This is a genomic window from Paractinoplanes rishiriensis, assembly GCF_016862375.1.
GTDB lineage: Bacteria > Actinomycetota > Actinomycetes > Mycobacteriales > Micromonosporaceae > Actinoplanes > Actinoplanes rishiriensis.
In genome coordinates, this window is sequence record NZ_BOMV01000054.1 from 57,323 (window position 1) to 81,450 (window position 24,128).

Here is a 24,128-nt window from a genome sequence, read left to right on the forward strand (position 1 = left end):
GCCGAGCATCTTCCGCGCCGCCCCTGTCGCCGCCCCCGAGCGGGCCACGCGACAGCAGCGCGGCGCCACCGGAACGGCGGTCCGTCAGCAGCCGTCATGAGCCCGGCGTTCCTGGCCGGCGTGGTCGCCGGCTATGGGGTGGCCGTGCCCGTGGGCGCCATCGGAGTCCTGATCGCGGGCCTGAGTGCGCGCACCTCCTTGCGGGTGGGCGCCGCCGCGGGCATGGGCGCCGCGACCGCGGACGGGATCTACGCGCTGATCGCGGTGGCCGGCGGAGCCGCCGTGGCCGGCCTGATCGCCCCGGTGGCCACCCCGCTGCGCTGGCTGGCCGCGGCCGTCCTGCTGGTACTGGCCGCGGTGACCGCTCGGAGCGCCTTCCGAACTCCGGACGCCGCCCGCCCTGAGCGCCCCACCACAGCGCTGCGCGCCTACCTGGGGATTCTGGGCCTGACCCTGCTCAACCCGGCCACCGTGATCTATTTCGCCGCCCTGGTCCTGGGCGGCGCCGGCGAGGGAGGCGGCGCCTGGTTCGTGGCGGGCGCGTTTCTGGCCTCGGCAAGCTGGCAACTGCTGGTGGCGGGTGGCGGCTCCCTGATCGGCCGCCTGTTGACCGGCCCCCGAGGCCGGATGGTCACCGCCCTGGTCTCCAGCGCGGTGATAGCCGTCCTGGCCATCCACATCCTGGCGTGACACCAACGCCGACGACCGCCGGCCCTACCATCCACAGTTGCCGATGCGGAGCACCATCGCAGCCTTGTCGTCCCGTGAGGCGGCAGCCGCCGGGCACGAAGGACAGGTGAGTGGTGGCCACCGGAGAACCTATCCGATAAATAGTGCTTTAGCCGGATGCCGAGGGGTCGCGAGGGCCAGATATTGGCGAACTACGGTCATCGCCGAACTGTCATCGCCGAACAGCAGATCGATAGCATCGCGTCGCGGACAAGCGCCAGCGGTGGACGTGGGCCGGAAGCCGATCGCCACCGCCACGCGGCTAAACGCCCTGGTCTGTTTCGCCGCAGGGATCGCGCAGGCCCGGCCGCCACGGGACGGCGCTGCGAGCGGTCGCGCTCGGCTTGGCCGCCAAGGCCTGGACGAGCACCAGTACTGCCGGGCGGGACTGCCGACCGGTACGAACCGGTCGGCAAGCTTGACATCGCGGCTCCACCGCACCATGCAGAAGACTCACCCGGGGTGAATGCGAAGGTCCGCCCGGCCGCCTCGGGGAGGTCAGCGGGGCTCGGGGCGGATGACTTTCGGAGCGTTGTAGTCCGCATTGTCTAGGACGACGGTGGCTCGGGACTGGGGGCTGCACGCGGCGAAGTACAAGCGCTGGGCCTGCACGTAGCGGCGCAGTGATGGGTCTGACGGGTCGGGGGCGCAGCCGTCTCGGAGGGACATGCGGCGTGCCGTTTCGGTGAAAGGGACCTCCAGGAAGACGGAGAAATCCCAGGCGCCGGCCAACTCGTCTCGGTGCAGGAACAGGCCGTCGACCAGCAGGATGGCCTCCGGTGTTGCGGTCTGCAGCGGTGGGGTCAGGACGGCGTCGGTGGTCAGGTCGTGGGCGGCGGGGCGGTAGTGCCGGGAACCGCCCGGGGCGAACGGCGTCAACACGTCGGTGCGGAAGCGGGCGTAGTTGAAGCTGTCCAGCCAGAAGCCCTCGGGCGAGTCGCGGCCGCGGCGGTAGCGGATTTCGCGCACGTGGTGGAAGTCGTCTAGAGAGATCCGGACCACCACATCGCCGCGGGCGCGCAACGACTCGGCAAGGCGGTCGGCGAACACCGTCTTGCCGGCGCCGTCGGGGCCGTCGATCGCCACCCGGGCTCCCGCGGCTATGTGATCGAGGATGACTTTCACAGGTGTTTGGTGGCCTCTCGGACGGAGAGCGGCGACAACGTCGTGCCGGCTACGAACTCGCGTACCGCCGAGGGGTCGGTGCGGGCGTACTGGCGCAGCGCCCAGCCGATCGCCTTGCGTACGAAGAAATCTTGGTGTTTTGCCTGGTGGGTGCAGTATGCGAAGAGGCGGTCGGTGTCGGTCTGGTCGGCGTAGTGGAGTTGGTGCAGGATCGCGGTGCGGACCAGCCACATGTTGTCGTGGCGGGACCAGGCGTCGATCTCGGGCAAAAGCGAGGGATGGCGGCGCACGAGGTCGCCGACGAATCGGGTGGCCAGCGGGTCGACGGTGTCCCACCAGGATTTGGTGGTGATCAGAGTGCGGGCGTTTTCCAGGAAGCCGGCGCTCGCGACGCGTTGGTGTTTGCGCAGGTAGTCGCAGGCGAAGTAGTGGAATTCGCGCTGCGGGCGGGACCAGCAGGCGTCCGCGATCTGGGCCAGCTCCGGTGCGGTGGGTGCGGGCAGGCCGGCCATCGCGGTGCGGGCCAGGCTGCGCAGCGCCGGCGACGGGACGCCGAAGAACGGGAACTGGCCGCGCATGTAGGCCGCCATGGCCTCGGCTCGCACCGGGTCGCGGGTGGTCGAGAAGCCGCTGTCGAGCCGCGCCAGCAGGAGGGCCGGCAGGTCTGTCACACCCGGCATCCTGCCACCGTAGTCTGACAAGAATGGGTGAGCGCGCGGCGGCGGGCGGCGGGAAATGGGTGGATGTCGCCCCGGAACGGCTGCCTCGGTGGCTGGAAAACTTCGTGACCCGGCACGGGGCGTACCGCGAAGAGGGGTTGACCTTGATCGCGGCGGACGGTGCCTCGGCGGAGTGGCAGACGCCGCCGGGTGGCGAGCCGGCCGGCACGATGGCCGAGTTGATCCGCGTCGCTCAGGAGCCGCGGCGGCTGGGGTTGCTGCTGGCGCGCAAGGGTGCGGTCGCGGTGGGGATCGCGGACGGCGCCGAGCTCGTGGTGTCCAAGGTGGACACGCACTATGTGCAGGGGCGGACGGCGGCGGGTGGCTGGTCCCAGCAGCGCTTCGCGCGCCGCCGGGACAATCAGGCCAAAGCGGCTGCTGCCGATGGTGCCGGCATTGTGGGGCGCCTTCTTCTTTCGGAGGTACGTACGCTCGCCGCCCTCATCACCGGCGGCGACCGTTCCGCGGTCGACGCGATCCTGTCATCGCCCACCCTGGCGCCGCTGGGCCGGCTGCGCTCGGAACGTTTCCTGGACGTGCCCGAGCCCCGGCATGCGGTGCTGGTGTCCGCGGTGGCCGGGGCCCGGGCGGTGTCGGTGCTGGTGCGGGAGCCATGATCAGCCCGCGCCTCGATTAGCCGGCACTGCTGACCGCGCCGGGGGCGAAGGTGTCGCAGGAGTCGGGGCTGCCGGACTTGTAGCCGACGCTGAACCACTTCTGCCGGTCGGCGGCGGTGCCGTGGGTGAACTCCTCGGGGTTGACCGGGTTGCCGCTGCGCTTCTGGAGCACGTCGTCGCCGATCTTGCCGGCGGTGTCGATGCCCTCGTTGATGTCCTGGACGGTCAGGCTCTTGAAGATCTGCTGGCCGTTGTCGGACTTGGTGTCGGTCGCCGCCTTGGCCCAGGTCCCGGCGTAGCAGTCGGCCTGGAGTTCCAGCTTGACCGACAGCAGGTTCTGCTCCGCCTTGCTGGCGCCCTGCTGGGCCTTGCGCATCTTGGCCTCGGTGCCGACCAGGTCCTGCATGCGGTGGCCGTACTCATGGGCGAGCACGTACGGCTGGGCGAACTGGCCCGGCGCGTCGAGCTGCTTGGCGAGGACCTCGTAGAAGGTCAGGTCGATGTACACCTGGTCGTCCGCGGGGCAGTAGAACGGTCCGACCCCGCTGTCCGCGGCGCCGCACGCCGTGCGTACCCCCTGAGAGAAAAAGACGGTCTTGGCCGGGGTGTACTCGCGGCCGAAGTATTGCGGGGTGGCCTTCTCCCAGTAGTCCTGGATCGAGTTGACATACAGCGTGTTGCGGCAGTCCAACTGGTCGAGGGCGGACTCCTTGTTGCTGCATTTCTGCTGAAGGCTGGTGTTGTCGCCGGTCTGTTCACCGCCGTCGCCGCCGAGGGTGTTCACGCCGAAATAACCGCCGGCCACGGCAAGCACCAGGAAAATGATGACGCCGACGATTCCGCCGCCGCCGATGGGGATCGGCAGGCCGCCGATGCCGCCACCGCCGCCGCCCGAGCCGCGCCGATCGTCGATCTGACTGGTGTCGATGTCAGCGTTCTCGTTGAGTTCCATGTCATCCTCACTCAAGGCCACGAGCCCACGTGTCCCGGGCGGATACCCGATGATCTTGATCGTTAATCGATTGGGAGGCAGAGGCGAGTGCCCGGTAGTATGGCGACGTGCTGCTCTGCGAAGGCTGACCTGCCCCGCGCCGACCACTAGTTGGCCGGCGCTTTCGTGTGCCCGGAGTCAGCCCTTCTTCCTCGAGAGCGAGCGAGCAATCATGATCACCGCCACCGGACTCGAACTGCGCGCGGGTTCCCGGATCCTGCTGTCCCCGGTCACGCTGCGGGTGCAGCCGGGCGACCGGATCGGCCTGGTCGGCCGTAACGGTGCCGGCAAGACCACCACCCTCAAGGTTCTGGCCGGCGAAGGTCAGCCGTACGCGGGCGCGGTCGACCGCACCAGTGAGGTGGGTTACCTTCCGCAGGATCCGCGTACCGGCGACCTGAACGTCACCGGACGGGACCGGGTGCTGTCCGCCCGCGGCCTCGACGCCATCCTCGCCGAGATGCAGAAGCTCGAGATCGAGCTGGAGGAGAGCGCTGACGACCGGCTGGTGCGCCGGTACGGCCACCTGGAGGACCAGTTCGCCGCGCTCGGCGGGTATGCGGCCGAGGCCGAGGCCGCCCGGATCTGCGCCAACCTGGGCCTGCCCGACCGGGCGCTGGCCCAGACCATCGGCACCCTGTCCGGCGGTCAGCGCCGCCGGATCGAGCTGGCCCGCATCCTGTTCGCCGACTCCGGGCAGAACGGCAAGGGCATCCTGCTGCTCGACGAGCCCACCAACCACCTCGACCAGGACTCGATCACCTGGCTGCGCGGCTACATGGCGCAGCACAAGGGCGGCCTCGTGGTGATCAGCCACGACGTGGAACTGCTCGACGCCGCGGTCAACAAGGTCTGGTATCTCGACGCCAACCGTTCGGTGGTCGACATCTACAACGTCGGCTGGAAGAAATACCTGGAACAGCGCGAGACCGACGAGCGCCGGCGCCGCCGGGAGCGGGCCAACGCGGAGAAGAAGGCCGGCGCGCTGATGGCGCAGGCCGACAAGATGCGGGCCAAGGCGACCAAGACGGTGGCCGCGCAGAACATGGCCCGGCGCGCGGAAAAGCTGCTGAGCGGCCTGGAAGAGGTACGGGCCTCGGACAAGGTCGCCAAGGTGCGCTTCCCGAACCCGGTGTCGTGCGGCAAGACCCCGCTCACCGCGACCGGGCTCTCCAAGTCGTACGGGAGCCTGGAGATCTTCACGGACGTCGACGTGGCGGTGGACCGCGGCTCGCGGGTTGCCATCCTCGGCCTCAACGGCGCCGGCAAGACCACCCTGCTGCGCATCCTCGGCGGTCTGCTCGACGCGGACACCGGCGAGGTGCGCCCGGGGCACGGCCTGCGGCTGGGTTACTACGCCCAGGAGCACGAGACGCTGGACGTGGACCGGACCGTGCTGGAGCACATGCGCAGCGCCGCATCCGAGCAGACCGACACCGAGTTGCGCAAGATTCTCGGCGCGTTCCTGTTCAGCGGCGACGACGTGGACAAGCCGGCCGGCGTGTTGTCCGGCGGCGAGAAGACCCGGCTGGCCCTGGCCACGCTGGTCTGCTCGGGCGCCAACGTGCTGCTGCTCGACGAGCCCACCAACAACCTCGACCCGATCAGCCGCGAGCAGGTGCTGGACGCGATCGCCAACTACCCGGGCGCGATCGTGCTGGTCACCCACGATGCGGGCGCCGTGCAGGCGCTCAAGCCGGACCGGGCGATCCTGCTGCCGGACGGCGACGAGGACGCCTGGAGCGACGATCTGCTGGAGCTCGTGGAGTTGGCCTGATCGATCGTCAGTTGTCAACTGGTGCCCACACAGACAGTGCGACGTTCGGGCGTTTGCGGTCAGGTCGGACAGCGCTCCGGGCGCCCCGAATCTGGCACGCCAGCGACCGGAGCGGTGCGTGTTGATCGCATCGACGGTGCGTCATATCCCGCGGACGAGTGCCCTCGATCGAGTGTTTCCGCAGGTGATCGATGGTCTTGGGGCGAGGTGCCAGACTACCTACCGGGTGGTCGGAATTGCTGTCGCCCTAACGTCAGTTAACTGTCTGACATTGATGCCCGTGGTCACGGTCAAGTTCCTGACAGTGATAAATGGGCACGCTCGCTAAGCCTGGATACCTAGCGCATGATCGTTGGAGGCGGTCTAATAGGTGGGACCGTATCGAACCGCACAGTCTGGGACGTGAGGATTCAACATGGCAGCCACGGGCACAGCCACCAGCACTGAGAAGGGTCGCCGAATCGTCGGCAGCGAGCGCCAGTCACTAGCGAAGGATCTGGTCAAGCGTTACACCTCTGGCGAGAGCATTAGGGCGCTCGCGGCCTCGACCGGACGCTCCTACGGATTCGTGCACCGCGTGCTCACCGAGTCGGGCGTGCAGCTCCGCCAGCGCGGCGGCGCCCGCCGGCGCAAGAAGGCGTGACGCCGGACAACGCCGAGCCCGACCTCGCCGTTCCTGCCGATGAGGCAGGTGTTCGCTACGACCTGGACGGGCCGGTCGCAACGGTGACGTTGTGCCGGCCCGAGGTTCTCAATGCGCAGACTCCGGCGATGTGGGACGAGCTCAGGAACATTTCCCGGAAATTGCCGGGAGACGTGCGAGTCGTCATTGTCCGTGGCGAGGGACGTGCCTTTTCTGCGGGCCTGGATCTGTCAGTCGCGCGCGGTGCCGGCGATTCTTCGCTGGCCGTACTCGCGCAGTTGTCACCGGCCGAGTGCGCGGATCGGATTGCCAGCTTCCAGTCGGCGTTCACCTGGTTGCGTAACCCCTCCCTGGTCACGATCGCCGCGGTGCAGGGGCACGCGATCGGCGCCGGTTTCCAGCTCGCCCTCAACTGTGACATGCGGATCCTCACCGAGGACGCGAGATTCTCGATGGCCGAAGTGACGCTCGGGCTCGTCCCCGATCTGGGCGGCACCAAACGGCTCACCGAACTGGTCGGCCCGTCCCGCGCCCTGGAGATCTGCGTAACCGGGCGCCGCCTCCACGCCGACGAGGCGGAACGCATCGGGCTGGCCACCGCAGTGGTCGCAGCCGGTGACCTGTCCGGCTCGGTCGCCGACCTGACCGCGGCCGTGCTGGCCGCCGACGCCGGTGCGGTCGCCGAGATCAAGGCCCTGCTCGCCGGTGCACCCCAGCGCACGTACGCCGAACAGGATCGTGCCGAGCGTGAGGCGCAGACCCGCCGGGTCCGTGAGCTGCTCGGACCGGGGGAGTAAAAGCAGCCCGCCCAAAGTTGTCGTACCCCGCAGGCAGACTTCACTGCGGAGGTGACACATGGGCCCGTCGATGCCCTCGTGGAGCGTGCTCCGCTCGATCCAAAACGAGGAACAGGTCACCCGGCACCGGCTCAGCCGCGGCACGACCAGACGCATCGTGCGCTTCGCGCAGCCGTACCGGCGCGACATCGCGGTGTTCCTGCTGACCGTCGTGCTGGCGGCCGGCATCGGGGTGGCCACGCCCCTGCTCGCCGGCGACGTGGTCAACGCCATCATCGGCGGCGGCCCAGACGCCGGCAGCATGGTGGTGCGGCTGGCGCTGGCCATCGCCGGGCTGGCGGTCGCCGACGCGCTGCTCTCGCTGTGCCAGCGGTGGTATTCGGCCCGCATCGGCGAGGGCATCATCCTCGACCTGCGCACCCGGGTGTACGACCACGTCCAACGGATGCCGCTGCAGTTCTTCACCCGCACCCAGACGGGTGCCCTGGTGAGCCGGCTCAACAACGACGTGATGGGTGCGCAGCGGGCGTTCACGTCGACGCTCTCCGGGGTGGTCAGCAACGTCATCCAGCTGGTGCTGACGGCGGCGGTGATGTTCACGCTGTCCTGGCAGATCACCGCGCTGTCGCTGGCCATGCTGCCGGTGTTCATCGTGCCCGCCCGGCGGGTCGGCAAGCGGCTCGCCGAGATCACCCGCGAGTCGTACAACCTCGACGCCAAGATGAACGCGACCATGACCGAGCGCTTCAACGTGTCCGGCGCGCTGCTGGTCAAGCTGTTCGGCCGGCCCGACGCCGAGGCGGCCCGGTTCGGCGAGCGGGCCGAGCGGGTTCGCGACATCGGGGTTCAGCAAGCCATGTATTCGCGCACGTTCTTCGTGGCGATGCTGCTGGTGGCGTCGCTGGCGCAGGCCCTGACCTACGGCCTCGGCGGCTGGCTGGCGGTCACCGGCAGCGTCACCGCGGGCACGGTGGTCACGCTGGCGTTGTTGCTCACCCGGCTGTACGGCCCGCTGACCGCGCTGAGCAACGTGCGGGTCGACGTGATGAGCGCGCTGGTCTCGTTCGACCGGGTCTTCGAGGTGCTCGACCTGTCGCCCGGCATCGAGGAGAAGCCGGACGCGGTCGACATCCCGGCCGGCTCCGGGCGCATCGAGTTCCGCGACGTGCACTTCCGCTATCCGAGCGCGGCCGACGTCTCGCTGGCGACCCTCGAGGACGTGACAGCGCTCGACCGCACCGAGGGCGCGCCGGTGCTCAAGGGCGTCGACTTCACGGTCGAGCCGGGTCAGATGGTCGCGCTGGTGGGCCCGTCCGGCGCCGGCAAGTCGACCACGTCGATGCTGATCTCCCGGGTCTACGACGTCACCGAGGGCGGCGTCCTGGTCGGCGGGGTCGACGTCCGCGACGCCACCCTGTCCTCGCTGCGCGACACGATCGGCGTGGTCACCCAGGACTCACACCTGTTCCACGAGACCATCGCCGACAATCTCCGCTACGCCCAGCCCACCGCCACCGACGACGACATCTGGCAGGCGCTGACCGGTGCCCAGATCGCCGACCTGGTGCGTGCCCTCCCCGACGGCCTCGACACGGTCGTGGGCGAGCGCGGTTACCGTTTCTCCGGCGGCGAGAAACAGCGCCTGGCGATAGCCCGGCTGCTGCTCAAACACCCGTCGATCGTGATCCTGGACGAGGCCACGGCCCACCTGGACAGCGAGTCCGAGGCCGCCGTCCAGCGAGCCCTGACCACCGCCCTGGAGGGCCGCACGGCCCTGGTCATAGCCCACCGCCTGGCCACCGTCCGCGACGCCGACCTGATCCTGGTCCTCGACGGCGGCCGCATCGTCGAGCGAGGCCGCCACCCCGACCTGGTAGCCGCCGGCGGCCTGTACGCCGAGCTGTACCGCACCCAGTTCGCCGTCGAGCCCACCCCGGAGCCGGCCCCTTACCGAGAGGAGGTAGAGATAATCACGGTCCCGTCAAGACCACTCGACCCCTGACGGCAGAGATCCACCACCCGCCCGCCTGGCGGCTCGGTCGCCCTAGCTCGGTCGCGCGGCCGCCCACCCGCCCGGCTGTGCGGTTGCCCGGCCGTCCACCCGCCCGGCTGTGCGGTTGCCCGGCCGTCCACCCGCCCGGCTGTGCGGTTGCCTGGCCACCGACGCGCCCGGCTGCGGGGTTGCGCGGCCGTCCACGCGCCTGGCTGCGCGGTTGCCTGGCTGCGCGGTTGGCTGGCTGCGCGGTTGCCTGGTGCGGCCGCCCGGCTGGTCAATCGCGCTGCCGTTGGAGGGGCCCGGCGGATGCCCTCGCTAGGTGGTGGTTCGCGGAGGGGCGGCGTTCCCCCACCACCAGGGGGTGGCGCCTGGCGGCGGCTTGTGGTGGCGGCGAGGCAATCCCTTGCGTTGCAGGTCGCGTTGGGGCGGGGTCACCCGGTGCGCGATCTTGTGCTCTAACCCCGCCATGGCGAGTCTTCTTGGCGCGGTGGAGTCGGTCAGGTCCCACCCGGTAGTGCGACGCTCGTCCAGGCCTTTTGCCGCAAACGTCCCCGCTGGCGCTCGTCCGCGACGCGATGTTGTTGATCTGCTGTTCGGGGATGACCGTAGATCGCCAAGACCTGGGCGCGGCGGCACATCGGCGTCCGGTTAAAGCGGCAATTGTTGGAAATGTGCCCGGTGGGCTGCCGCATCGCGGGACGGCAGGGTCAAGGGCTGGGATGGTGGTCCGGCGTTGGCGACTGTTCGGGCGCGGCAGTGCCGGGATCTGACATATCGCTCCATCGACGACGGTGTGAGACCGTCACGCGATCGCTGGCGGACATCAGCACGCCTCGATCTGCGTCAAGGTTTGTGGGAGGTCTGCGGTTTATCTGGATCTTGGCGGAGCGGCCACCGTTTCGGGTCGTGACGGCGCCAAGGTCATGCCGGGGGCGCCGCTATGTGGGTGGCGGCTCGCTGGCGGGGTGGGTCAGGGGGTGGGTTCTGGTTTGCGGCCGGTCAGGGAGAGCAGGCGGTCGAAGAGGGTGGCATCGGGGGCGGCGTCGGTGGGGGTGGCGAAGACTCCCATCTGGCGGGCCTGGGGGGCCATTTTCTCGGCCAGTGGGTGCATGGCGGCTACGGCGTCGGGGTCGGGGGTGTAGGGCTGGCCGGTGGCCTGGGCCAGGTCCCAGCCGTGCACGGTCAGGTCCAGCAGGACCAGGCCGGCTACCGCCTCCTGGGGTAGGCCCATGCCGGGGGAGACGCCCGCCAACGTCGCCGGGTCGGACCACGCCTTGGCCAGCGTCTCGGTTTCGGTGGCGAAGCGGGAGCGCCAGTCGCCTACCAGGGCGTCGGGGGTGGTGGCGAAGTCGGCGGGGGTGCGGGTGGCCAGGGCCTGGAAGTTCACGACGACCTGGAAGAGGTGGTTCAGCAGGTCGCGTACCTGGAACTTGTCGCAGGGCGTGGGGTCGCCCAGCTGGGCGTCGTCGATGCCCTGTACCACCGAGATGGTCCGCGCGGCCGCGGCCGTCATCAGCTCGCTGATCCTGGTCGTCGTCATGACCGGACACCGTAGCGGAGTCGCCGGTGCGGGCCGGGATGACTCGCGCGGGCGGGTGGGTGCTGACCACGGCGATCGTGGTGCAGACGCTGGACAGCCCCCGGCTCGTCGAGATCGACGTCATCGCGGCGGCGTGATCCGGGTCAGGAGCGCGGGAACCCAGTGCGGGCCGTAGCGCTCCTGCAGGTCGGGGCGCTGCCAGTCGGTGCCGGTTACGGTCCGGCGGCAGAGCGGGGTGTCGCAGGCGCACGGCAGGACGAATCCGGGCTCGGCGGTGCTGGTGGCGTAGTCGTTGGTCAGTTCCTCGCCGGCGGCGATGTCGCGGCGGGCGGCCAGGTCGTACGGGCCGACCCACCAGAGGTTCGGGTCGCAGCTGTGGTTGCCGTAGCCGTTGGGGCGGCGCGGCGGCAGGACCAGATGCCGGTCGGCATCGACGGTGATGGTGTCGATGTAGGGCGGGTCGGGTCCCGGGCCGCGGGCTCGAACAAGTCGTGCAGTTCTGCGGTGGTGACCAGCCGGCCGCCCAGTCGGGAGACGACGGTGCCGGCGGGTATCGGGCGGCGGGCGAACAGACCCCGGCCGGCGATGGGGGACGGCCGCACCTCGGCGTCGGGGTGCAGCCAGCAGTCGGGTTCCGGCGGCGACGTCGGACCCGGCCGAGGCTGACGGTGGGCGGGCGGTCCCGGGCGATCTTTCATCGGGTGACCTCGTCGACTGCGGCCTCGCGGAGGCGGGCGAACTCCAGGGCCAGGCGGTCCAATTGGTAGGAGGCGTTGAGGCCGCTCGGGTTGGGGAGCACCCACACCGGAGTGTCGCCGATCGGGTCGGGCTGCGGGCCTACCCGGGCCTTCGGGTGGCCGAAGGCGGTGCGGTAGGCGGTCACACCCAGCACGGCCAGGAAGCGCGGGCGCCAACGGTCGACCAGGGCGCGGAGGATGCGGCCGCCGTCGATCAGTTCGGCGGGGGAGAGTTCGTCGGCGCGGGCGGTGGCCCGGGCCACGACGTTGGTGATGCCCAGGCCGGCGGTGGGGAGTACGGCCTGCTCGGAGGGATGCAGCAGGCGGTCGGTGAAGCCGGCGCGGTGCAGTGCGGGCCAGAAACGATTGCCGGGGCGGGCGAAGTGGTGGCCGGTGGCCGCCGAGTAGAGGCTCGGGTTGATGCCGGAGAACAGCACCCGCAGGTCCGGGCCGAGCACGTCGGGGATGGTGCGCCCGGCGGCGGCCGCGACCTCGGCGGGCGTGGGCTTGCGCATCGAACGAGCGTAGCCAGCTCCGCCGATCCCGCCGCTAGCAGTTCGTGCCGGCCAGTGGGAGGTTGGCGCCTACGGCCAGGAACTGCATGCCCTCGGGGGTGGCGCCGGCCGCTCGGTACTTGAGGCCCCGGGGCAGCTGGGGCATCGGCATCGTCTCGGCGGGGGACACGGCCATCGGGACGCGGCCAATCACGGTCTGGGACTGGCCCAGGGCCGGCAGTTCGACCTCGGCCGGCTGGATGGTCAGCAGGTTGCCCTGTACGGAGACGTCGGCGTAGACCGTGGCGGGGGTGGTGCCGGTGGTGGAGACCATGTCGGTGCGCAGGAGCAGGCGGCCGGACTCGTTGCCGCCGATTATCTGCAGGTCTGGTCGGTCTGCGGTGAAACGGCGCAGGTCGGGGTAGGACACCTGGGCGAACAGGGTGACCGAGTCGGCAAGCGGGCGGTCGTCGGAGAGTCGGACCTTCGTGGCTCTCGCCTCGATGTGGGTGACGGTGCCGCCGGCCAGGGGGACCGTGTCGGCTTCGATCTCCACCAGGGTCAGTTCGCCGAAGGCCAGCTGGTCGAGGATGGGGAAGCCGCCCGTGTCGACCTCGATGGGGCCGCTTGCGCCGGTGGCGCAGCGCAGGCGGTCGGCCAGCCGGCGTTCGACTGCGGACGCGGCGGCGCGGTCGGCCAGCACCAGCGCGACGACGATGGCCAGCGCCGCCGAGCCGAGGAGGACGGTACGGATGCGGGTCACTACCTGATGACATCAGGCCAGGCTGCGCACCAGTTGAGAGGAGGTTGAGAGTAAGCCGTAGAAGCGGCTGCACATAGGCTTCGGGGCATGGATGACAAGAGTGTGCTGAGCCGGATCAACGGCCTGGTCGACGAGGAGCATCAGCTGCGGCAGCAACTGAGCCGGGGCGAGATCTCCTCGGCGGAGGAACACGCCCGGCTCAAGGAGCTGGAGGAGGCGCTGGACCAGTGCTGGGACCTGCTGCGCCGGCGCCGGGCGGCCCGTGATGCGGGGCACAACCCGGACGCCGAGCAGGCCCACAGCGTCGGCGAGGTCGAGGGCTACCTGCAGTGATGCCGCACCGGCCGCGGCCGCCGCGTGCTGGGCGGCCGCGGGCCGGGGGCGCCGGCCCGCCGTCTCACTTGAGCCCCGCTTCGTAGAGCAGGCGTTCCAGCAGGTCGTCCGCGTTGACCGGCAGGCCGCGCTGGACAAACCAGGCGGCCACGTTGCGCACGTCGCGGGCGATGAAGTCGGCACCCTGCGGGTTGCCGATCACATCGACCACCTGCGGCAGGTCGATCAGCACCAGCTTGCCGTCCTGCACCAGGGTGTTGTACGGCGACAGGTCGCCGTGCGCCACCTGCGCGCGGGCCAGCACGGACAGCGCATCGGTCATCTGCTGCCACAGGTCGGCCAGGTCGGCGGTGTCCGAGCGGACCTGGGCGAGCCGCGGTGCGGCCTCACCGGTCTCCCAGTCGCCGATGAACTCGAGCATCAGTTCGGTGCCGATGAGCTGCACCGGGTAGGGCACCCGGACCAGCCCGGTCTCGGCGCCGATCTGCCACAGCCGGCCGAGGGCGTCGAACTCGGCCGCCGCCCACTGCCCGGCGATCATCTGCTTGCCGAACGAACTGCGGTTGGCCATGGCCCGGTTTTCCCGGGACCGGCGGACCCGGCGGCCCTCGAGATAGCCGGCGTCGCGGTGGAACAGGCGGTGCTCGCCGTCCCGGTAGCGCTTCGCCGCCAGCAGGCTGTTTTTGCCGGTGTCGGGCACGTGCCGCCGGACCAGGAAGACGTCGGCTTCCTTGCCGGTTTTCAGGATGCCCAGTTCGGTGTCGACCGCGCCGTGCTCGGTGCGCACCCAGTCGGGACGGGGATCGGGGCCCTGCAGGGAGCCGTCCCAGGTCGACCAGTTGTCGCCGATGTCCGGCAGGTCGGGATCCTCGTGCAGGCGCGGCTCGAGCCGGCCCCGCTTCAGGAAGTCTGCGTCGTCGTCATCGAACTTGCGGCGGCCGCGGCGCATGGTTGCCGGGCCGAAAGCGTCGTGCTCTCGCACTGGAGGTGCTCCTCAGAAAATGAAGGGAAGGAAATTCGGACAGCAGCCATCGCAAAGACAGCCATGGAGTCCACCCCCTTCTTTCTCGATGCAGCAAGGCGCGCGGGCGGCGCATTGCTGCGGAACAGTGCGCGATCACTGTGCCCGGCCCCGGCCGGACGGCGCAACCTATTTACTGGGCTGCGGCCATGATGGCGGACAGGCCCTGGATCACGTTGCCCACCGTGCGGGTCGGCGCGAACCGGTTGTCCACCCACTCGCGGCCCCGGTGCAGCCACACACTGGGCAGGCCGAGCGCCGCCGCGCCGCCGATGTCGGCCTCGGGACTGTCGCCGACCACCCAGGCGCCGTTGAGCCGCATCCGCACCCGTTGCGCGGCCAGCGCGAAGATGCGCGGGTTGGGCTTGCTCACCCCGGCCTGCTCGGAGATCACCCAGTCCGCGACGTACCGGTCGAGGCCGGTGCGGCGGATCCGGCTGTCCTGCAGGCGCTCCTGTCCGTTGGTGACCACCACCGGCACCAGGCCGGCGTCGCCGGCAATCTGGAGCGCGCACCCGACCAGCGGATCAAGACGCTCGAACGCGAGCGGGCCCTCGTGCAGTTCCTCGTGGATGTCGATCGAGGGCGCGGACAACTGGTAACGGTCGCGGATCATGTCGGACAAATCCCAGCGGGACGTGAGGCCATCCGCGTCGACGGAGAGTAACCAGTCGAGATCTTCCTGTGGTGCCCCGATTTCGTCGAGGAACCCCTTTGCCCACAGCCTGAAGGCACCGCTGCGATCGAGCAGGGTGTCGTCGAGCGCCATCAGGACTAGGGGCACCCGCGCACTTTACGTGAGGCAGCACGGAAGCGAACAGTCCAGGACTGTTAACAACTTCCGGCCAGGATGGCGGATTTCGCATCATCCGGGCCGGGCCGGTTCGCGCCGTTGACAAGACGTACGTACGGATTGCAAGGGAAAGGCCCTGCGTGACACGATCCAGGGCGTGCCCAGAGTAAGCCAGGACCAGCTCGACGCTCGTCGCCACGAGATACTTGGCGCCGCGCGCGACTGCTTCGCCCGGTTCGGTTACGAGGGTGCCACCGTCCGGCGGCTCGAGGATGCAACCGGGCTGTCCCGGGGCGCAATTTTCCATCATTTTCGCGACAAGGAATCTCTGTTCCTCGCGGTTGCCGAGGACGACGCGGCCGCGATGGTCGAGACGGTGGCCCGCAACGGCCTGGTGCAGGTGATGCGCGACCTGCTGGACCGGGCCGGCGGCAGCGAGGGCGACACGGCCGGCTGGCTCGGCACCCAGCTCGAGGTGTCCCGCCGGCTGCGCACCGATCCGGCCTTCGCCAAGCGCTGGGCCGAGCGGTCCGCGGCCATCGCCGACGCCACCCGGGACCGGCTGGCCCGCCAGCGCGAGGCCGGTGTGCTGCGCGAGGACGTGCCGGTCGAGGTGCTCACCCAGTTCCTCGAACTGGCCTACGACGGCCTCGTCCTCCATCTGGCCACCGGGCGCCCAGCCGGTGAGCTGAGCCGGGTCCTCGATCTGGTCGAAGAAGCCGTTCGCCGCACCTGATCCCGCGGCGTTGCGGACGTCTGCACAATGAGGCCATGCAGGACACCTGGGGGATTCCCGGCCCGACCTTCATCGGCCTCTTCATCGGCGCGCTGGTGACCATCGCGGTGTGCGCCGCGATCCACCGCAGGGTCAGTTTCCGGGGCAACCGTGACGCCCGGGTCACCGACCTCGGGCCGCAGCAGGTCGCCTATCTCAACGGCGGCGACAAGCTGGCCATCTACGCCGCCGTGGGCGGCCTGCGCGCGGCCGAGGCGATCGGCACCGGGCCCGGTCACACGCTTACCCGGACCGGTCACCTGGCGGCGGGTGCGACCTCGCTCGACGCCGCCATCCACAACGCCGCGGGCCGGAACGTGCGGGCCCGCGAGCTCAAGGACGACATGTGGGTTAAGTCGGCCCTCGACGAACTGCGCACCGGCCTGGAACGTCGCGGCCTGGTGAACAGCCGGCAGACCATCAACGCGATCCGGCTCTGGGCGGTTCCGGCCGGCGTCCTGCTGCTGGTCGGCGTCGCCCGGCTGGCGGCCGGTATCGAGATGGACAAGCCGGTCGGCCTGCTCGTCCCGGCGTTGGCCTTCAACGGCGTGCTGGTGCTGGGCCTGCTGCTCACCGACCGGCGGGCCACCCGGGCGGCCCGCCGGGGACTGGCCGACCTGCGCAAGCAGAATGCCCACCTGGCGCCGAGCCAGTCGCCGTCCTACGGGACCTACGGGGTGACCAGCGCGGCGATGGGGGTGGCGCTGTTCGGCGGGGCGGCGCTCTATTCGATGGACCCGGCCTTCGCGGCCGAGGCCGAGATTCAGCGGGCCGCGGCAGCCGGCGGGGGAAGCAGCGGCAGTTCCTGCGGGGGCGGCAGCTCGTGCGGAGGCGGCGGCGGAGGCGGTGGAGGCGGCTGCGGCGGTGGCGGCGGCTGCGGTGGCTGAAAACCACGGCGACGGCGTCGGAGGGCGGCCCGCAAGCCAGGAGCACGGCGCCGGGATCGGGTGGCGGCCCGAAAGCCGGGCGCGCGGAGGTATGGCGGACTACGGCGTCGGGATCGGGTGGCGGCCCGAGATCGCCGGCGTCGTGGCTGGGCTCCCGGGGTTGCGTTTCGCCGAGGTGGTGGCCGAGTCGGTGCACGCGCACGGGGATCTCTCGGCCGGGCTGGCGGAACTGCTCGCCCGGGGGGTCGCGGTGGTGCCGCACGGGGTCCGCCTGTCGCTCGGCGGGGCCGAACCGGTCGAGCCGCATCGGGTCGAGCACCTGGCGGCGGTCGCCGGGAAGCTGGGGGCGCCGCTGGTGAGTGAACACATCGCGTTCGTCCGGGCCGGTGGGGTCGAGGTGGGGCATCTGCTGCCGTTGCCGCGCAGCCGGGAGGCGGTCGACGCGGTGGTCGCCAACGTCAAGCGCACCCAGGCGGAGCTGCCGGTGCCGCTGGCGCTGGAGCCGATCGCCGCGCTGTTCGACTGGCCGGACGACGAGTTGACCGAGGCCGACTTCATCACCGAGATCCTGGACCAGACCGGGGCGCTGCTGCTGCTCGACATCGCCAACGTCTACGCGAACGCCCGGAACCGGGGCGAGGACCCGCTCGCGCTGCTGGACCGGCTGCCGCTGGAGCGGGTCGCGTACGTGCACGTGGCGGGCGGGTCGGAGCATCAGGGGCTCTATCACGACACGCACACCGATGCGGTGCCGGTCGAGGTGCTCGACCTGGTGACGGCGCTGTGCGAGCGGCAGAGGCCGCCGGCGCTGATGCTGGAGCGGGACGGGGACTATCCGCCGGCGGCCGCGTTGCGGGCCGAGCTGGATGCGATCGCGGCGGCCTCCGGATATCCCGCGGTGACCTGAGATGACCGGGAACGACCACCGGGGTGACCCCCCGGGACAGCCCGGCAGCGAGGCGCGGAGCCTGGCCCACCGCCAAGCCGATCTGGTGCAGGCGTTGACGGCTGGAAAACGCGTACCTCCTGGTTTTGATGGTTTTCGGGTTGAGGCGGCGCGAGTGGCGCTGTTGCGCAAGCGAGCCGGTGAGGTCTCGCGGCAGTGGCCGTTGCTTGCCGCCGGGTTCGGTGGTGGGTGGAAGCGCGAGTTTGCGGCGTGGGCTGCGGCGCGCCCGACGCAGGGATCCTTGCGGGACGGCTGGGACTTCGCGCGGGAGCTGGCCGGTCGGGATGCGTTACCGGAGCTGGCGGGTGAGGAGCTCGCGGCGCGTGAGGCTTTGTGGCGATATGACGGTTCAAGCGCGCCCCGGCCGCGTCGTGGTCCGGCTGTGCGGGCGGCCGCCGGCGCCGTCGTGGTGCAGATCTTCGGGCGGGTACGCGTGCTGCGCCGCCCGTAGTATCGCGGGCATGGATCTCGGGCTCGACGGTCGCGTATACGTCCTCACCGGCGCCTCGAAAGGGCTGGGTCATGCCACCGCGGCGGCTCTGGTGGGTGATGGGGCAAAGGTCGTTATTTCCTCGCGGGACGCGGCCGGCGTGGCGGCGGCTGCGGCGGCACTCGGGGACGGCGCGGTCGGGGTGGCGGCCGATCTGAGCTCACCGGAGACGCCCGGGCGGTTGGTCGCGGAGGCGCGGGCGCGGTTCGGGCGGTTCGACGGGGCGCTGATCTCGGTGGGCGGGCCGGCTCCCGGGTCGGCCGGGTCGATGACCGACGAGCAGTGGCGCTCCGCTTTCGAGACGGTTTTTCTGGGTTCCGTGCGGGCGGCGCGCGAGTTTTCGGCCGCGCTGCCGGACGGGGGTGTGATCGCGCTCGTGCTGTCCACCACGGTGAAGACGCCGCTCAAGGGGCTGGGGCTGTCGAACGGGCTGCGGCCCGGGCTGGCGATGGCCACCAAGGACATGGCGGACGAGTGGGGGCCGCGCGGGATCCGGGTGGTCAGCCTGCTGCCGGGGCGGTTCCTGACCGATCGGAACGTGGAACTGTTCGCCTCGTCGGGAGATCCGGAGGCGGCTGCCGCGGCGGCAGCGGAGACGATTCCGCTGCGGCGTATCGGGGAACCGGCCGAATTTGGGCGGGTTGCGGCGTTTGTGCTGTCGCCGGCGGCCAGCTACATCAGCGGTAGTGCGCTGGCGGTGGACGGCGGGGCGATGCGGTCTTTGTAAGGGCTCGGACCGCACTAGATCATACGGCGCCGTACCCGCCACACCACCACACCGATCAGGACCGCCGCGACGGCGACGAACAGGGCCGCCTCGATGAACTGGAACGTCCAGAACCGGTCGGCCGGGTGGTAGACCCCGAACTGCTGGATGCCCTGCGCGTGCAGGAACTGGTTGAGGTTGGTGCCGGCCTGGTTGGCGGCGGCCTCCAGTTCGTAGTACTCGGTTGCGCTCAGCCTGCGCCCGGTGGCGGCTGCGTAGCCGTGTTCGATCACCCAGCTCCCCACCTGGTCTCTCGAGCCGCCGACGGGGACCGGCTCCATGGTGGTGAGCGGCGTGGCGTACGCGGGACGGGCCAACAGCGCCACCGTCATCCGGGCGGCGAGGAACGCCCCGAACGCGACGCCGAACGCGGGCAGGCTGCGCCGCAGGATCGCCCCGGCGGCGGTGGCGACGCCGAACGCGAACAGCGCGTACGCCACCGGAACAAGTCCCTCCAGGTCGAAGGCGTCGTACTGGAACCGCCCTTCCCACGCGTCGAACGGCTGACGGAACCAGGTGAGCACCGCGGTGAACATCCCGGTGAGCACGACGGTGACGCCGGCCAGTGCCGCGAGCTTGGCCGCCAGCCAGCGCATCCGCGGCACGGCCTGCGTCCAGGCGAGCTGCCAGGTGCCGTCTTCCAGTTCGCGCGCGAGCAGTGGCGCACCGAGGAACGCACCGACGACGACGGGGACCAGATAGAAGGCCGCCAGGAGGTTCTCGACGTACCCGTACTCCTCGTCGAGCCGGCGGAAGGACGCCGCGCAGGCCTCGTTGACACCGGCCTCTCCCGCACACCGGGCGGGACCGCCGGGGAACAGGTCGTGGGCCTGCGTGCCGAGCACGAGCAGGGCAATGCCGAACAGGCCGACAAGCAGACCCAGGACGCAGACCTCGGTCCGGTGCTGGCGCCAGATCAACCACGTCATACCGCCACCCCCGGTGTGACCGCGGCGCTCGGCTCGGACGGCCGGCGCAGGTACGCCAGCACCAGGTCCTCCAGCGAGACCGGCTGGGACTGCCACCCCGGCGCGGCCGGGATCGCGCCGTCACGTACCAGCAGGGTCGTGTGCCGGTCGCTGTGGACGGCCTCCACGACCGTGCCGGCCCGGTCGAGGTCGGTGGCCGTGCGCGGGCCGACGAGCAGCCGGTGCTCGGCGAGGAGGGTGTCGATGTCACCGGTGAGCGTGACCCGGCCGTCGTTGAGCACGACCAGGTGGTCGCAGACGCGCTCCAGCTCGTGCACGACGTGGGAGGAGAACAGGACGGTCACCCCGCCCTCGGCCACCGCGCCCATGAGGACCTGCAGGAACTCGTGCCGGGCGAGCGGGTCGAGGCTGGCCACCGGCTCGTCGAGGACAAGCAGGTCCGGCCGCTTCGCCAGGGCCAGAGCCAACGCGACCTGGGCCTGCTGCCCGCCGGAGAGCGTACCGGCCCTGCGGTCGAGCGGGATGCCCAGCTTCGCCAGCCGGCGCTCGGCCAGCCCGTGGTCGAACCGCAGGTTGCAGGCCCGGCCGAAGCGGAGCATCTCGGCGACGGTGAAGCGCTTGTACAGCGGGTGGTCCTGGGCCAGGAACCCGACCCGGGAAAGAGTTTGCGGGGTGCTGGCGGTGACGTCGTGGCCGAGGACCTCGACCGTGCCGGTGCTCGGTGCCAGCAACCCGACGACCAGGCGCAACAGCGTGGTTTTGCCCGCGCCGTTCGGCCCGACCAGGGCGATCACGCCGCCCGCCGGCAGGGCCAGGGTGCAGTCGCGCAGCGCCCAGCCCTTCCGGTACCGCTTGCCCACACCGTCGGTGCGCAGCGCGAACTCGGTCGCTGTCACGCCACGTCCTCATTCCTCGTCTGCTGGTGGACGGAAGTGAAAAGCGCGTTGACCGCCTGCTCGTCGAGGCCGGCCGCGTAGGCGCGGCGCAGCCAGGTCGCCAGGCCGCGGCGCAGCGACGTGTACGTCGATGCCGGCATCACGGCCGCCTGCTGTTCATTGACGAACGTGCCCTGGCCGGGCCGGCCGGTGACCAGGTTCTCCTGCTCCATCTGCCGGTACGCCTTGGCGACGGTGTTCGGATTGATCGCCAGGTCCTCGACCACCTCGCGGATGAGCGGGAGGCGGTCACCGGGTTGGAGAAAGCCCAGCAGCACCGCCTGGCGGACCTGCTGGACGAGTTGCAGGTACGGCGGCACGCCGGAGTGGGTGTCGAGCCGGAAGACGAACACGGTAGCCCCTTACTGCTTTCCTAGTACCATAGTAAAGCAGTAAGGAGCCGGTCAATTTCGAATCTGAGAAAGCGGAACGCCCCGCCCCCGGTCAGCTGCGGGGCGGGGCGTTCGCGGGTGGATCAGCTGTTCAGCATCTTGCGCAGGACGTACTGCAGGATGCCGCCGTGCCGGTAGTAGTCGGCCTCGCCGGGGGTGTCGATGCGCACGTCGGCGTCGAACTCGATGCCGGTGTCCGTGCGGACCTTGACGGTGCTCGGGACCTCGCCGTCGTTGAGAGCCGTCACGCCGGTGATCGTGAAGGTCTCGGTGCCGGTGAGCTCGAGCGAGTCGGCGTTGGTCTTGGGCGGGAACTGGAGCGGGAGCACGCCCATGCCGATCAGGTTGGAGCGGTGGATGCGCTCGTAGCTCTCGGCGATGACGGCGCGGACGCCGAGCAGCATGGTGCCCTTCGCGGCCCAGTCGCGGGACGAGCCGGAGCCATACTCCTTGCCGGCCAGGATGACCAGCGGGATGCCGGCCTCCTGGTAGGCCACCGAGGCGTCGTAGATCGTCGACTGGTCGCCGGTCAGATGGTTGACCGTGAAGCCGCCCTCGACGCCGGGCACCAGCTGGTTGCGCAGCCGGATGTTGGCGAACGTGCCGCGGATCATGACCTCGTGGTTGCCGCGGCGGGAGCCGTAGCTGTTGAACTCGTGGCGCGGGACGCCGTGCTCGGCCAGGTATTTGCCGGCCGGGGAGTCCGGCTTGATCGAGCTGGCCGGGGAGATGTGGTCGGTGGTGACCGAGTCGCCCAGCTTGGCCAGCACGCGAGCGCCGGAGATGTCGCCGACCGCGGTCGGCTCGGCGGCCATGCCCTCGAAGTACGGGGGCTTGCGGACGTAGGTCGACTCCTCGGACCACTCGAAGGTCTTGCCCTCGGGCGTGGGCAGCGACTGCCACTTCTCGTCGCCGGCGAAGACGTCCTGGTACGCGGTGCTGAAGCCGGTCGCGCCGATGGCCACCGCGATGACGTCGTCGATCTCCTTGGCGCTCGGCCAGATGTCGTTGAGGTAGACCGGCTGGCCGTCCGAGCCGGTGCCGAGCGGCTCCGACGTGATGTCCAGGTCCATGGTGCCGGCCAGCGCGTACGCGACCACCAGCGGCGGCGACGCCAGGTAGTTCATCTTGACGTCGGGGTTGATCCGGCCCTCGAAGTTCCGGTTTCCGGACAGCACGCTGACCGCGGTGAGGTCGTGCTCGTTGATCGCCGCGGAGATCGCCTCGGGCAGCGGGCCGGAGTTGCCGATGCAGGTGGTGCAGCCGTAGCCGACCAGGTTGAAGCCGAGCTTGTCGAGGTACGGCGTGAGGCCGGCCCGGTCGTAGTAGTCCATGACGACCTTGGAGCCGGGCGCCAGGGTGGTCTTGACCCAGGGCTTGCGGGTCAGGCCGCGCTCGACGGCGTTGCGGGCCAGCAGGGCCGCACCGATCATGACCTGCGGGTTGGACGTGTTGGTGCAGGACGTGATGGCGGCGATGACGACGGCGCCGTGGTCGAGCTCGAACTCGGTGCCGTCCTCGGCCGTCACCCGGGTGGGCTTGGAGGGGCGGCCGTTGGCGCCGCGGGCCGCGCTTTGCAGCGGTTTATGAGGTTTGTCCGCTTCATCCTCGATGCCGTTGGCCGGTGCGTCGGACGCCGGGAACGACTCCTCACTGGCCTCGTCCGCATGCCCGGTCACGTCCACATAGTTGGTCAGCGCGTCGCGGAACATCGGCTTGGCGGCGTTCAGCGGGACCCGGTCCTGCGGGCGCTTCGGGCCGGCCAGCGACGGGACGATCGTCGACAGGTCGAGCTCGAGCCGCTCCGAGAACGACGGCTCGGCGTCCGGGTCGAGCCAGAGGCCCTGGCGCTTCGCATACGCCTCGACCAGCGCCACCTGCTGCTCGCTGCGGCCGGTGAGCTTGAGGTATTTGATGGTCTCGTCGTCGATCGGGAAGATCGCCACGGTCGAGCCGTACTCCGGCGACATGTTGCCGATGGTGGCCCGGTTGGCCAGCGGAACCGCGCTCACGCCGGGACCGTAGAACTCGACGAACTTGCTGACCACGCCGTGCTCGCGGAGCATCTCGGTGATCGTGAGCACCAGGTCGGTGGCGGTGGTGCCGGCCGGCATCTCGCCGGACAGCTTGAAGCCGACCACCCGCGGGATCAGCATGCTGACCGGCTGGCCCAGCATGGCGGCTTCGGCCTCGATGCCGCCCACGCCCCAGCCCAGCACGCCCAGGCCGTTGACCATGGTGGTGTGCGAGTCGGTGCCGACGACGGTGTCCGGGTATGCCTGGCCGTTGCGTTCCATGATCGTCCGGGCCAGGTATTCGATGTTGACCTGGTGCACGATGCCGGTGCCGGGCGGGACGACCTTGAACTCGTTGAACGCGGTCTGGCCCCAGCGCAGGAACTGGTAGCGCTCGCGGTTGCGCTGGTATTCGAGCTCGACGTTGCGGGCGAAGGCGTCCTCGCGGCCGAACAGGTCGGCGATCACCGAGTGGTCGATGACCAGCTCGGCCGGCGCCAGCGGGTTGACCTTGGTGGGGTCGCCGCCCAGCTCCTTGACCGCCTCGCGCATGGTGGCCAGGTCGACCACGCAGGGCACGCCGGTGAAGTCCTGCATCAGGACCCGGGCCGGGGTGAACTGGATCTCGATGCTGGGGTCGGCGGTCTCGTCCCATCGGCCGAGGGCGCGGATGTGGTCGGCGGTGATGTTGGCGCCGTCCTCCGCGCGGAGCAAATTCTCCAGCAGGATCTTCAAGGAGTAGGGCAGGCGGTCGTGCCCCTCGACCTTGTCGATCGTGAATATCTCGTAGCTCGCGTCTGCGACGCGCAGCTCGCTCTTCGCACCAAAGGTGTCGAGGCTGGCCACGTCATCTCCTTCACACCCAGCGAATGGAACTCAAGTCTTCCGCACCGGTACGGATGCCTCCGGAGTTAGGTA

25 protein-coding genes are annotated in these 24,128 nt (G+C 70.2%); 12 read left to right on the forward strand and 13 right to left on the reverse strand.

Annotation, left to right across the window (positions count from 1 at the left end):
* The first annotated feature begins 96 nt into the window (after positions 1-96).
* Complete coding sequence (locus Ari01nite_RS22400; protein ID WP_203783527.1) at positions 97-690, forward strand: LysE family transporter; 594 nt, start codon at positions 97-99, stop codon at positions 688-690.
* 537 nt (positions 691-1,227) lie between these two features.
* Here Ari01nite_RS22400 and Ari01nite_RS22405 read toward each other — a convergent pair.
* Complete coding sequence (locus Ari01nite_RS22405) at positions 1,228-1,854, reverse strand: nucleoside/nucleotide kinase family protein (RefSeq protein ID WP_239162920.1); 627 nt, start codon at positions 1,852-1,854, stop codon at positions 1,228-1,230.
* Entirely contained in the window at positions 1,851-2,534 is a 684-nt protein-coding gene (locus Ari01nite_RS22410) for a DNA alkylation repair protein (protein WP_307837782.1), read from the reverse strand. Before Ari01nite_RS22410 ends, Ari01nite_RS22405 begins: the two co-directional genes overlap by 4 nt.
* A 23-nt stretch (positions 2,535-2,557) precedes the next feature.
* Between Ari01nite_RS22410 and Ari01nite_RS22415 the strand changes: the two genes are divergently transcribed.
* Positions 2,558-3,190 carry an acVLRF1 family peptidyl-tRNA hydrolase gene (locus Ari01nite_RS22415; protein ID WP_203783530.1) on the forward strand — a complete coding sequence of 211 codons (633 nt, stop codon included), beginning with the start codon at positions 2,558-2,560 and terminating at the stop codon, positions 3,188-3,190.
* Between the two features lie 16 nt (positions 3,191-3,206).
* Here Ari01nite_RS22415 and ypfJ read toward each other — a convergent pair whose 3' ends face one another.
* The gene (gene ypfJ / locus Ari01nite_RS22420; protein ID WP_203783532.1) at positions 3,207-4,142 is read right to left on the reverse strand and encodes a KPN_02809 family neutral zinc metallopeptidase; all 936 of its coding nucleotides are present in this window, start codon (positions 4,140-4,142) and stop codon (positions 3,207-3,209) included.
* Between the two features lie 211 nt (positions 4,143-4,353).
* Between ypfJ and Ari01nite_RS22425 the strand changes: the two genes are divergently transcribed.
* The 4 genes from Ari01nite_RS22425 (at position 4,354) to Ari01nite_RS22440 (ending at position 9,400) form a co-directional block, all read left to right on the forward strand.
* Entirely contained in the window at positions 4,354-5,958 is a 1,605-nt protein-coding gene (locus Ari01nite_RS22425; protein WP_203783533.1) for an ABC-F family ATP-binding cassette domain-containing protein, read from the forward strand.
* Positions 5,959-6,373: 415 nt separating this feature from the next.
* Entirely contained in the window at positions 6,374-6,601 is a 228-nt protein-coding gene (locus Ari01nite_RS22430; protein WP_014441759.1) for a helix-turn-helix domain-containing protein, read from the forward strand.
* Positions 6,598-7,398: an enoyl-CoA hydratase/isomerase family protein gene (locus Ari01nite_RS22435; protein WP_203783535.1), complete on the forward strand. Its 801-nt coding sequence runs from the start codon at positions 6,598-6,600 to the stop codon at positions 7,396-7,398. Before Ari01nite_RS22430 ends, Ari01nite_RS22435 begins: the two co-directional genes overlap by 4 nt.
* A gap of 58 nt (positions 7,399-7,456) precedes the next feature.
* Positions 7,457-9,400, forward strand: a complete 1,944-nt coding sequence (locus Ari01nite_RS22440; protein ID WP_203783537.1) for an ABC transporter ATP-binding protein — start codon at positions 7,457-7,459, stop codon at positions 9,398-9,400.
* A 964-nt stretch (positions 9,401-10,364) separates the two neighbouring features.
* Here Ari01nite_RS22440 and Ari01nite_RS22445 read toward each other — a convergent pair.
* The 4 genes from Ari01nite_RS22445 to Ari01nite_RS22460 form a co-directional block, all read right to left on the reverse strand.
* Positions 10,365-10,934, reverse strand: a complete 570-nt coding sequence (locus tag Ari01nite_RS22445; RefSeq protein WP_239162921.1) for a TIGR03086 family metal-binding protein — start codon at positions 10,932-10,934, stop codon at positions 10,365-10,367.
* Positions 10,935-11,054: 120 nt separating this feature from the next.
* Positions 11,055-11,561 (reverse strand): SET domain-containing protein-lysine N-methyltransferase, encoded by a 507-nt coding sequence (locus tag Ari01nite_RS51410; protein WP_203783676.1) that lies wholly within the window; start codon positions 11,559-11,561, stop codon positions 11,055-11,057.
* 67 nt (positions 11,562-11,628) lie between these two features.
* Positions 11,629-12,186: a G/U mismatch-specific DNA glycosylase gene (gene mug, locus Ari01nite_RS22455; protein WP_203783539.1), complete on the reverse strand. Its 558-nt coding sequence runs from the start codon at positions 12,184-12,186 to the stop codon at positions 11,629-11,631.
* A gap of 34 nt (positions 12,187-12,220) precedes the next feature.
* Complete coding sequence (locus tag Ari01nite_RS22460) at positions 12,221-12,928, reverse strand: LmeA family phospholipid-binding protein (RefSeq protein ID WP_203783541.1); 708 nt, start codon at positions 12,926-12,928, stop codon at positions 12,221-12,223.
* An 87-nt stretch (positions 12,929-13,015) separates the two neighbouring features.
* Between Ari01nite_RS22460 and Ari01nite_RS22465 the strand changes: the two genes are divergently transcribed.
* On the forward strand, positions 13,016-13,261 hold the full coding sequence (locus tag Ari01nite_RS22465) for a DUF2630 family protein (RefSeq protein ID WP_203783542.1): 246 nt from the start codon (positions 13,016-13,018) through the stop codon (positions 13,259-13,261).
* 64 nt (positions 13,262-13,325) lie between these two features.
* On the opposite strand, the gene Ari01nite_RS22470 is transcribed toward Ari01nite_RS22465, so the two are convergent.
* Both Ari01nite_RS22470 and Ari01nite_RS22475 read right to left on the reverse strand, forming a co-directional pair.
* Positions 13,326-14,243, reverse strand: coding sequence for a serine protein kinase RIO (locus Ari01nite_RS22470; RefSeq protein WP_438872215.1), 918 nt, complete (start codon positions 14,241-14,243; stop codon positions 13,326-13,328).
* Positions 14,244-14,415: 172 nt separating this feature from the next.
* Positions 14,416-15,066 carry an HAD family hydrolase gene (locus tag Ari01nite_RS22475; protein WP_203783544.1) on the reverse strand — a complete coding sequence of 217 codons (651 nt, stop codon included), beginning with the start codon at positions 15,064-15,066 and terminating at the stop codon, positions 14,416-14,418.
* Between the two features lie 166 nt (positions 15,067-15,232).
* Between Ari01nite_RS22475 and Ari01nite_RS22480 the strand changes: the two genes are divergently transcribed.
* The 5 genes from Ari01nite_RS22480 (at position 15,233) to Ari01nite_RS22500 (ending at position 18,900) form a co-directional block, all read left to right on the forward strand.
* Positions 15,233-15,811: a TetR/AcrR family transcriptional regulator gene (locus Ari01nite_RS22480; RefSeq protein WP_203783545.1), complete on the forward strand. Its 579-nt coding sequence runs from the start codon at positions 15,233-15,235 to the stop codon at positions 15,809-15,811.
* 35 nt (positions 15,812-15,846) lie between these two features.
* Positions 15,847-16,737, forward strand: coding sequence for a TIGR04222 domain-containing membrane protein (locus Ari01nite_RS22485; RefSeq protein ID WP_203783546.1), 891 nt, complete (start codon positions 15,847-15,849; stop codon positions 16,735-16,737).
* Positions 16,738-16,828: 91 nt separating this feature from the next.
* Entirely contained in the window at positions 16,829-17,644 is an 816-nt protein-coding gene (locus tag Ari01nite_RS22490; protein ID WP_203783547.1) for an MbnB/TglH/ChrH family RiPP precursor modification enzyme, read from the forward strand.
* A gap of 1 nt (position 17,645) precedes the next feature.
* Positions 17,646-18,134 (forward strand): SCO6045 C-terminal-like domain-containing protein, encoded by a 489-nt coding sequence (locus Ari01nite_RS22495; RefSeq protein ID WP_203783548.1) that lies wholly within the window; start codon positions 17,646-17,648, stop codon positions 18,132-18,134.
* A gap of 10 nt (positions 18,135-18,144) precedes the next feature.
* The gene (locus tag Ari01nite_RS22500; protein WP_203783549.1) at positions 18,145-18,900 is read left to right on the forward strand and encodes an SDR family oxidoreductase; all 756 of its coding nucleotides are present in this window, start codon (positions 18,145-18,147) and stop codon (positions 18,898-18,900) included.
* A gap of 14 nt (positions 18,901-18,914) precedes the next feature.
* On the opposite strand, the gene Ari01nite_RS22505 is transcribed toward Ari01nite_RS22500, so the two are convergent.
* The 4 genes from Ari01nite_RS22505 to acnA all read right to left on the reverse strand — a co-directional run bounded on the left by Ari01nite_RS22505 (position 18,915) and on the right by acnA (position 24,056).
* Entirely contained in the window at positions 18,915-19,868 is a 954-nt protein-coding gene (locus tag Ari01nite_RS22505) for an ABC-2 membrane transporter-related protein (RefSeq protein WP_203783550.1), read from the reverse strand.
* Positions 19,865-20,764, reverse strand: coding sequence for an ABC transporter ATP-binding protein (locus tag Ari01nite_RS22510; protein ID WP_203783552.1), 900 nt, complete (start codon positions 20,762-20,764; stop codon positions 19,865-19,867). The genes Ari01nite_RS22505 and Ari01nite_RS22510 overlap by 4 nt, the downstream gene beginning before the upstream one ends.
* Positions 20,761-21,156: a GntR family transcriptional regulator gene (locus Ari01nite_RS22515; RefSeq protein WP_203783554.1), complete on the reverse strand. Its 396-nt coding sequence runs from the start codon at positions 21,154-21,156 to the stop codon at positions 20,761-20,763. Before Ari01nite_RS22515 ends, Ari01nite_RS22510 begins: the two co-directional genes overlap by 4 nt.
* Positions 21,157-21,278: 122 nt before the next feature.
* A complete protein-coding gene (gene acnA, locus Ari01nite_RS22520) occupies positions 21,279-24,056 on the reverse strand; it encodes an aconitate hydratase AcnA (RefSeq protein ID WP_203783561.1) in 2,778 nt (925 codons plus the stop codon).
* Positions 24,057-24,128 lie beyond the last annotated feature (72 nt).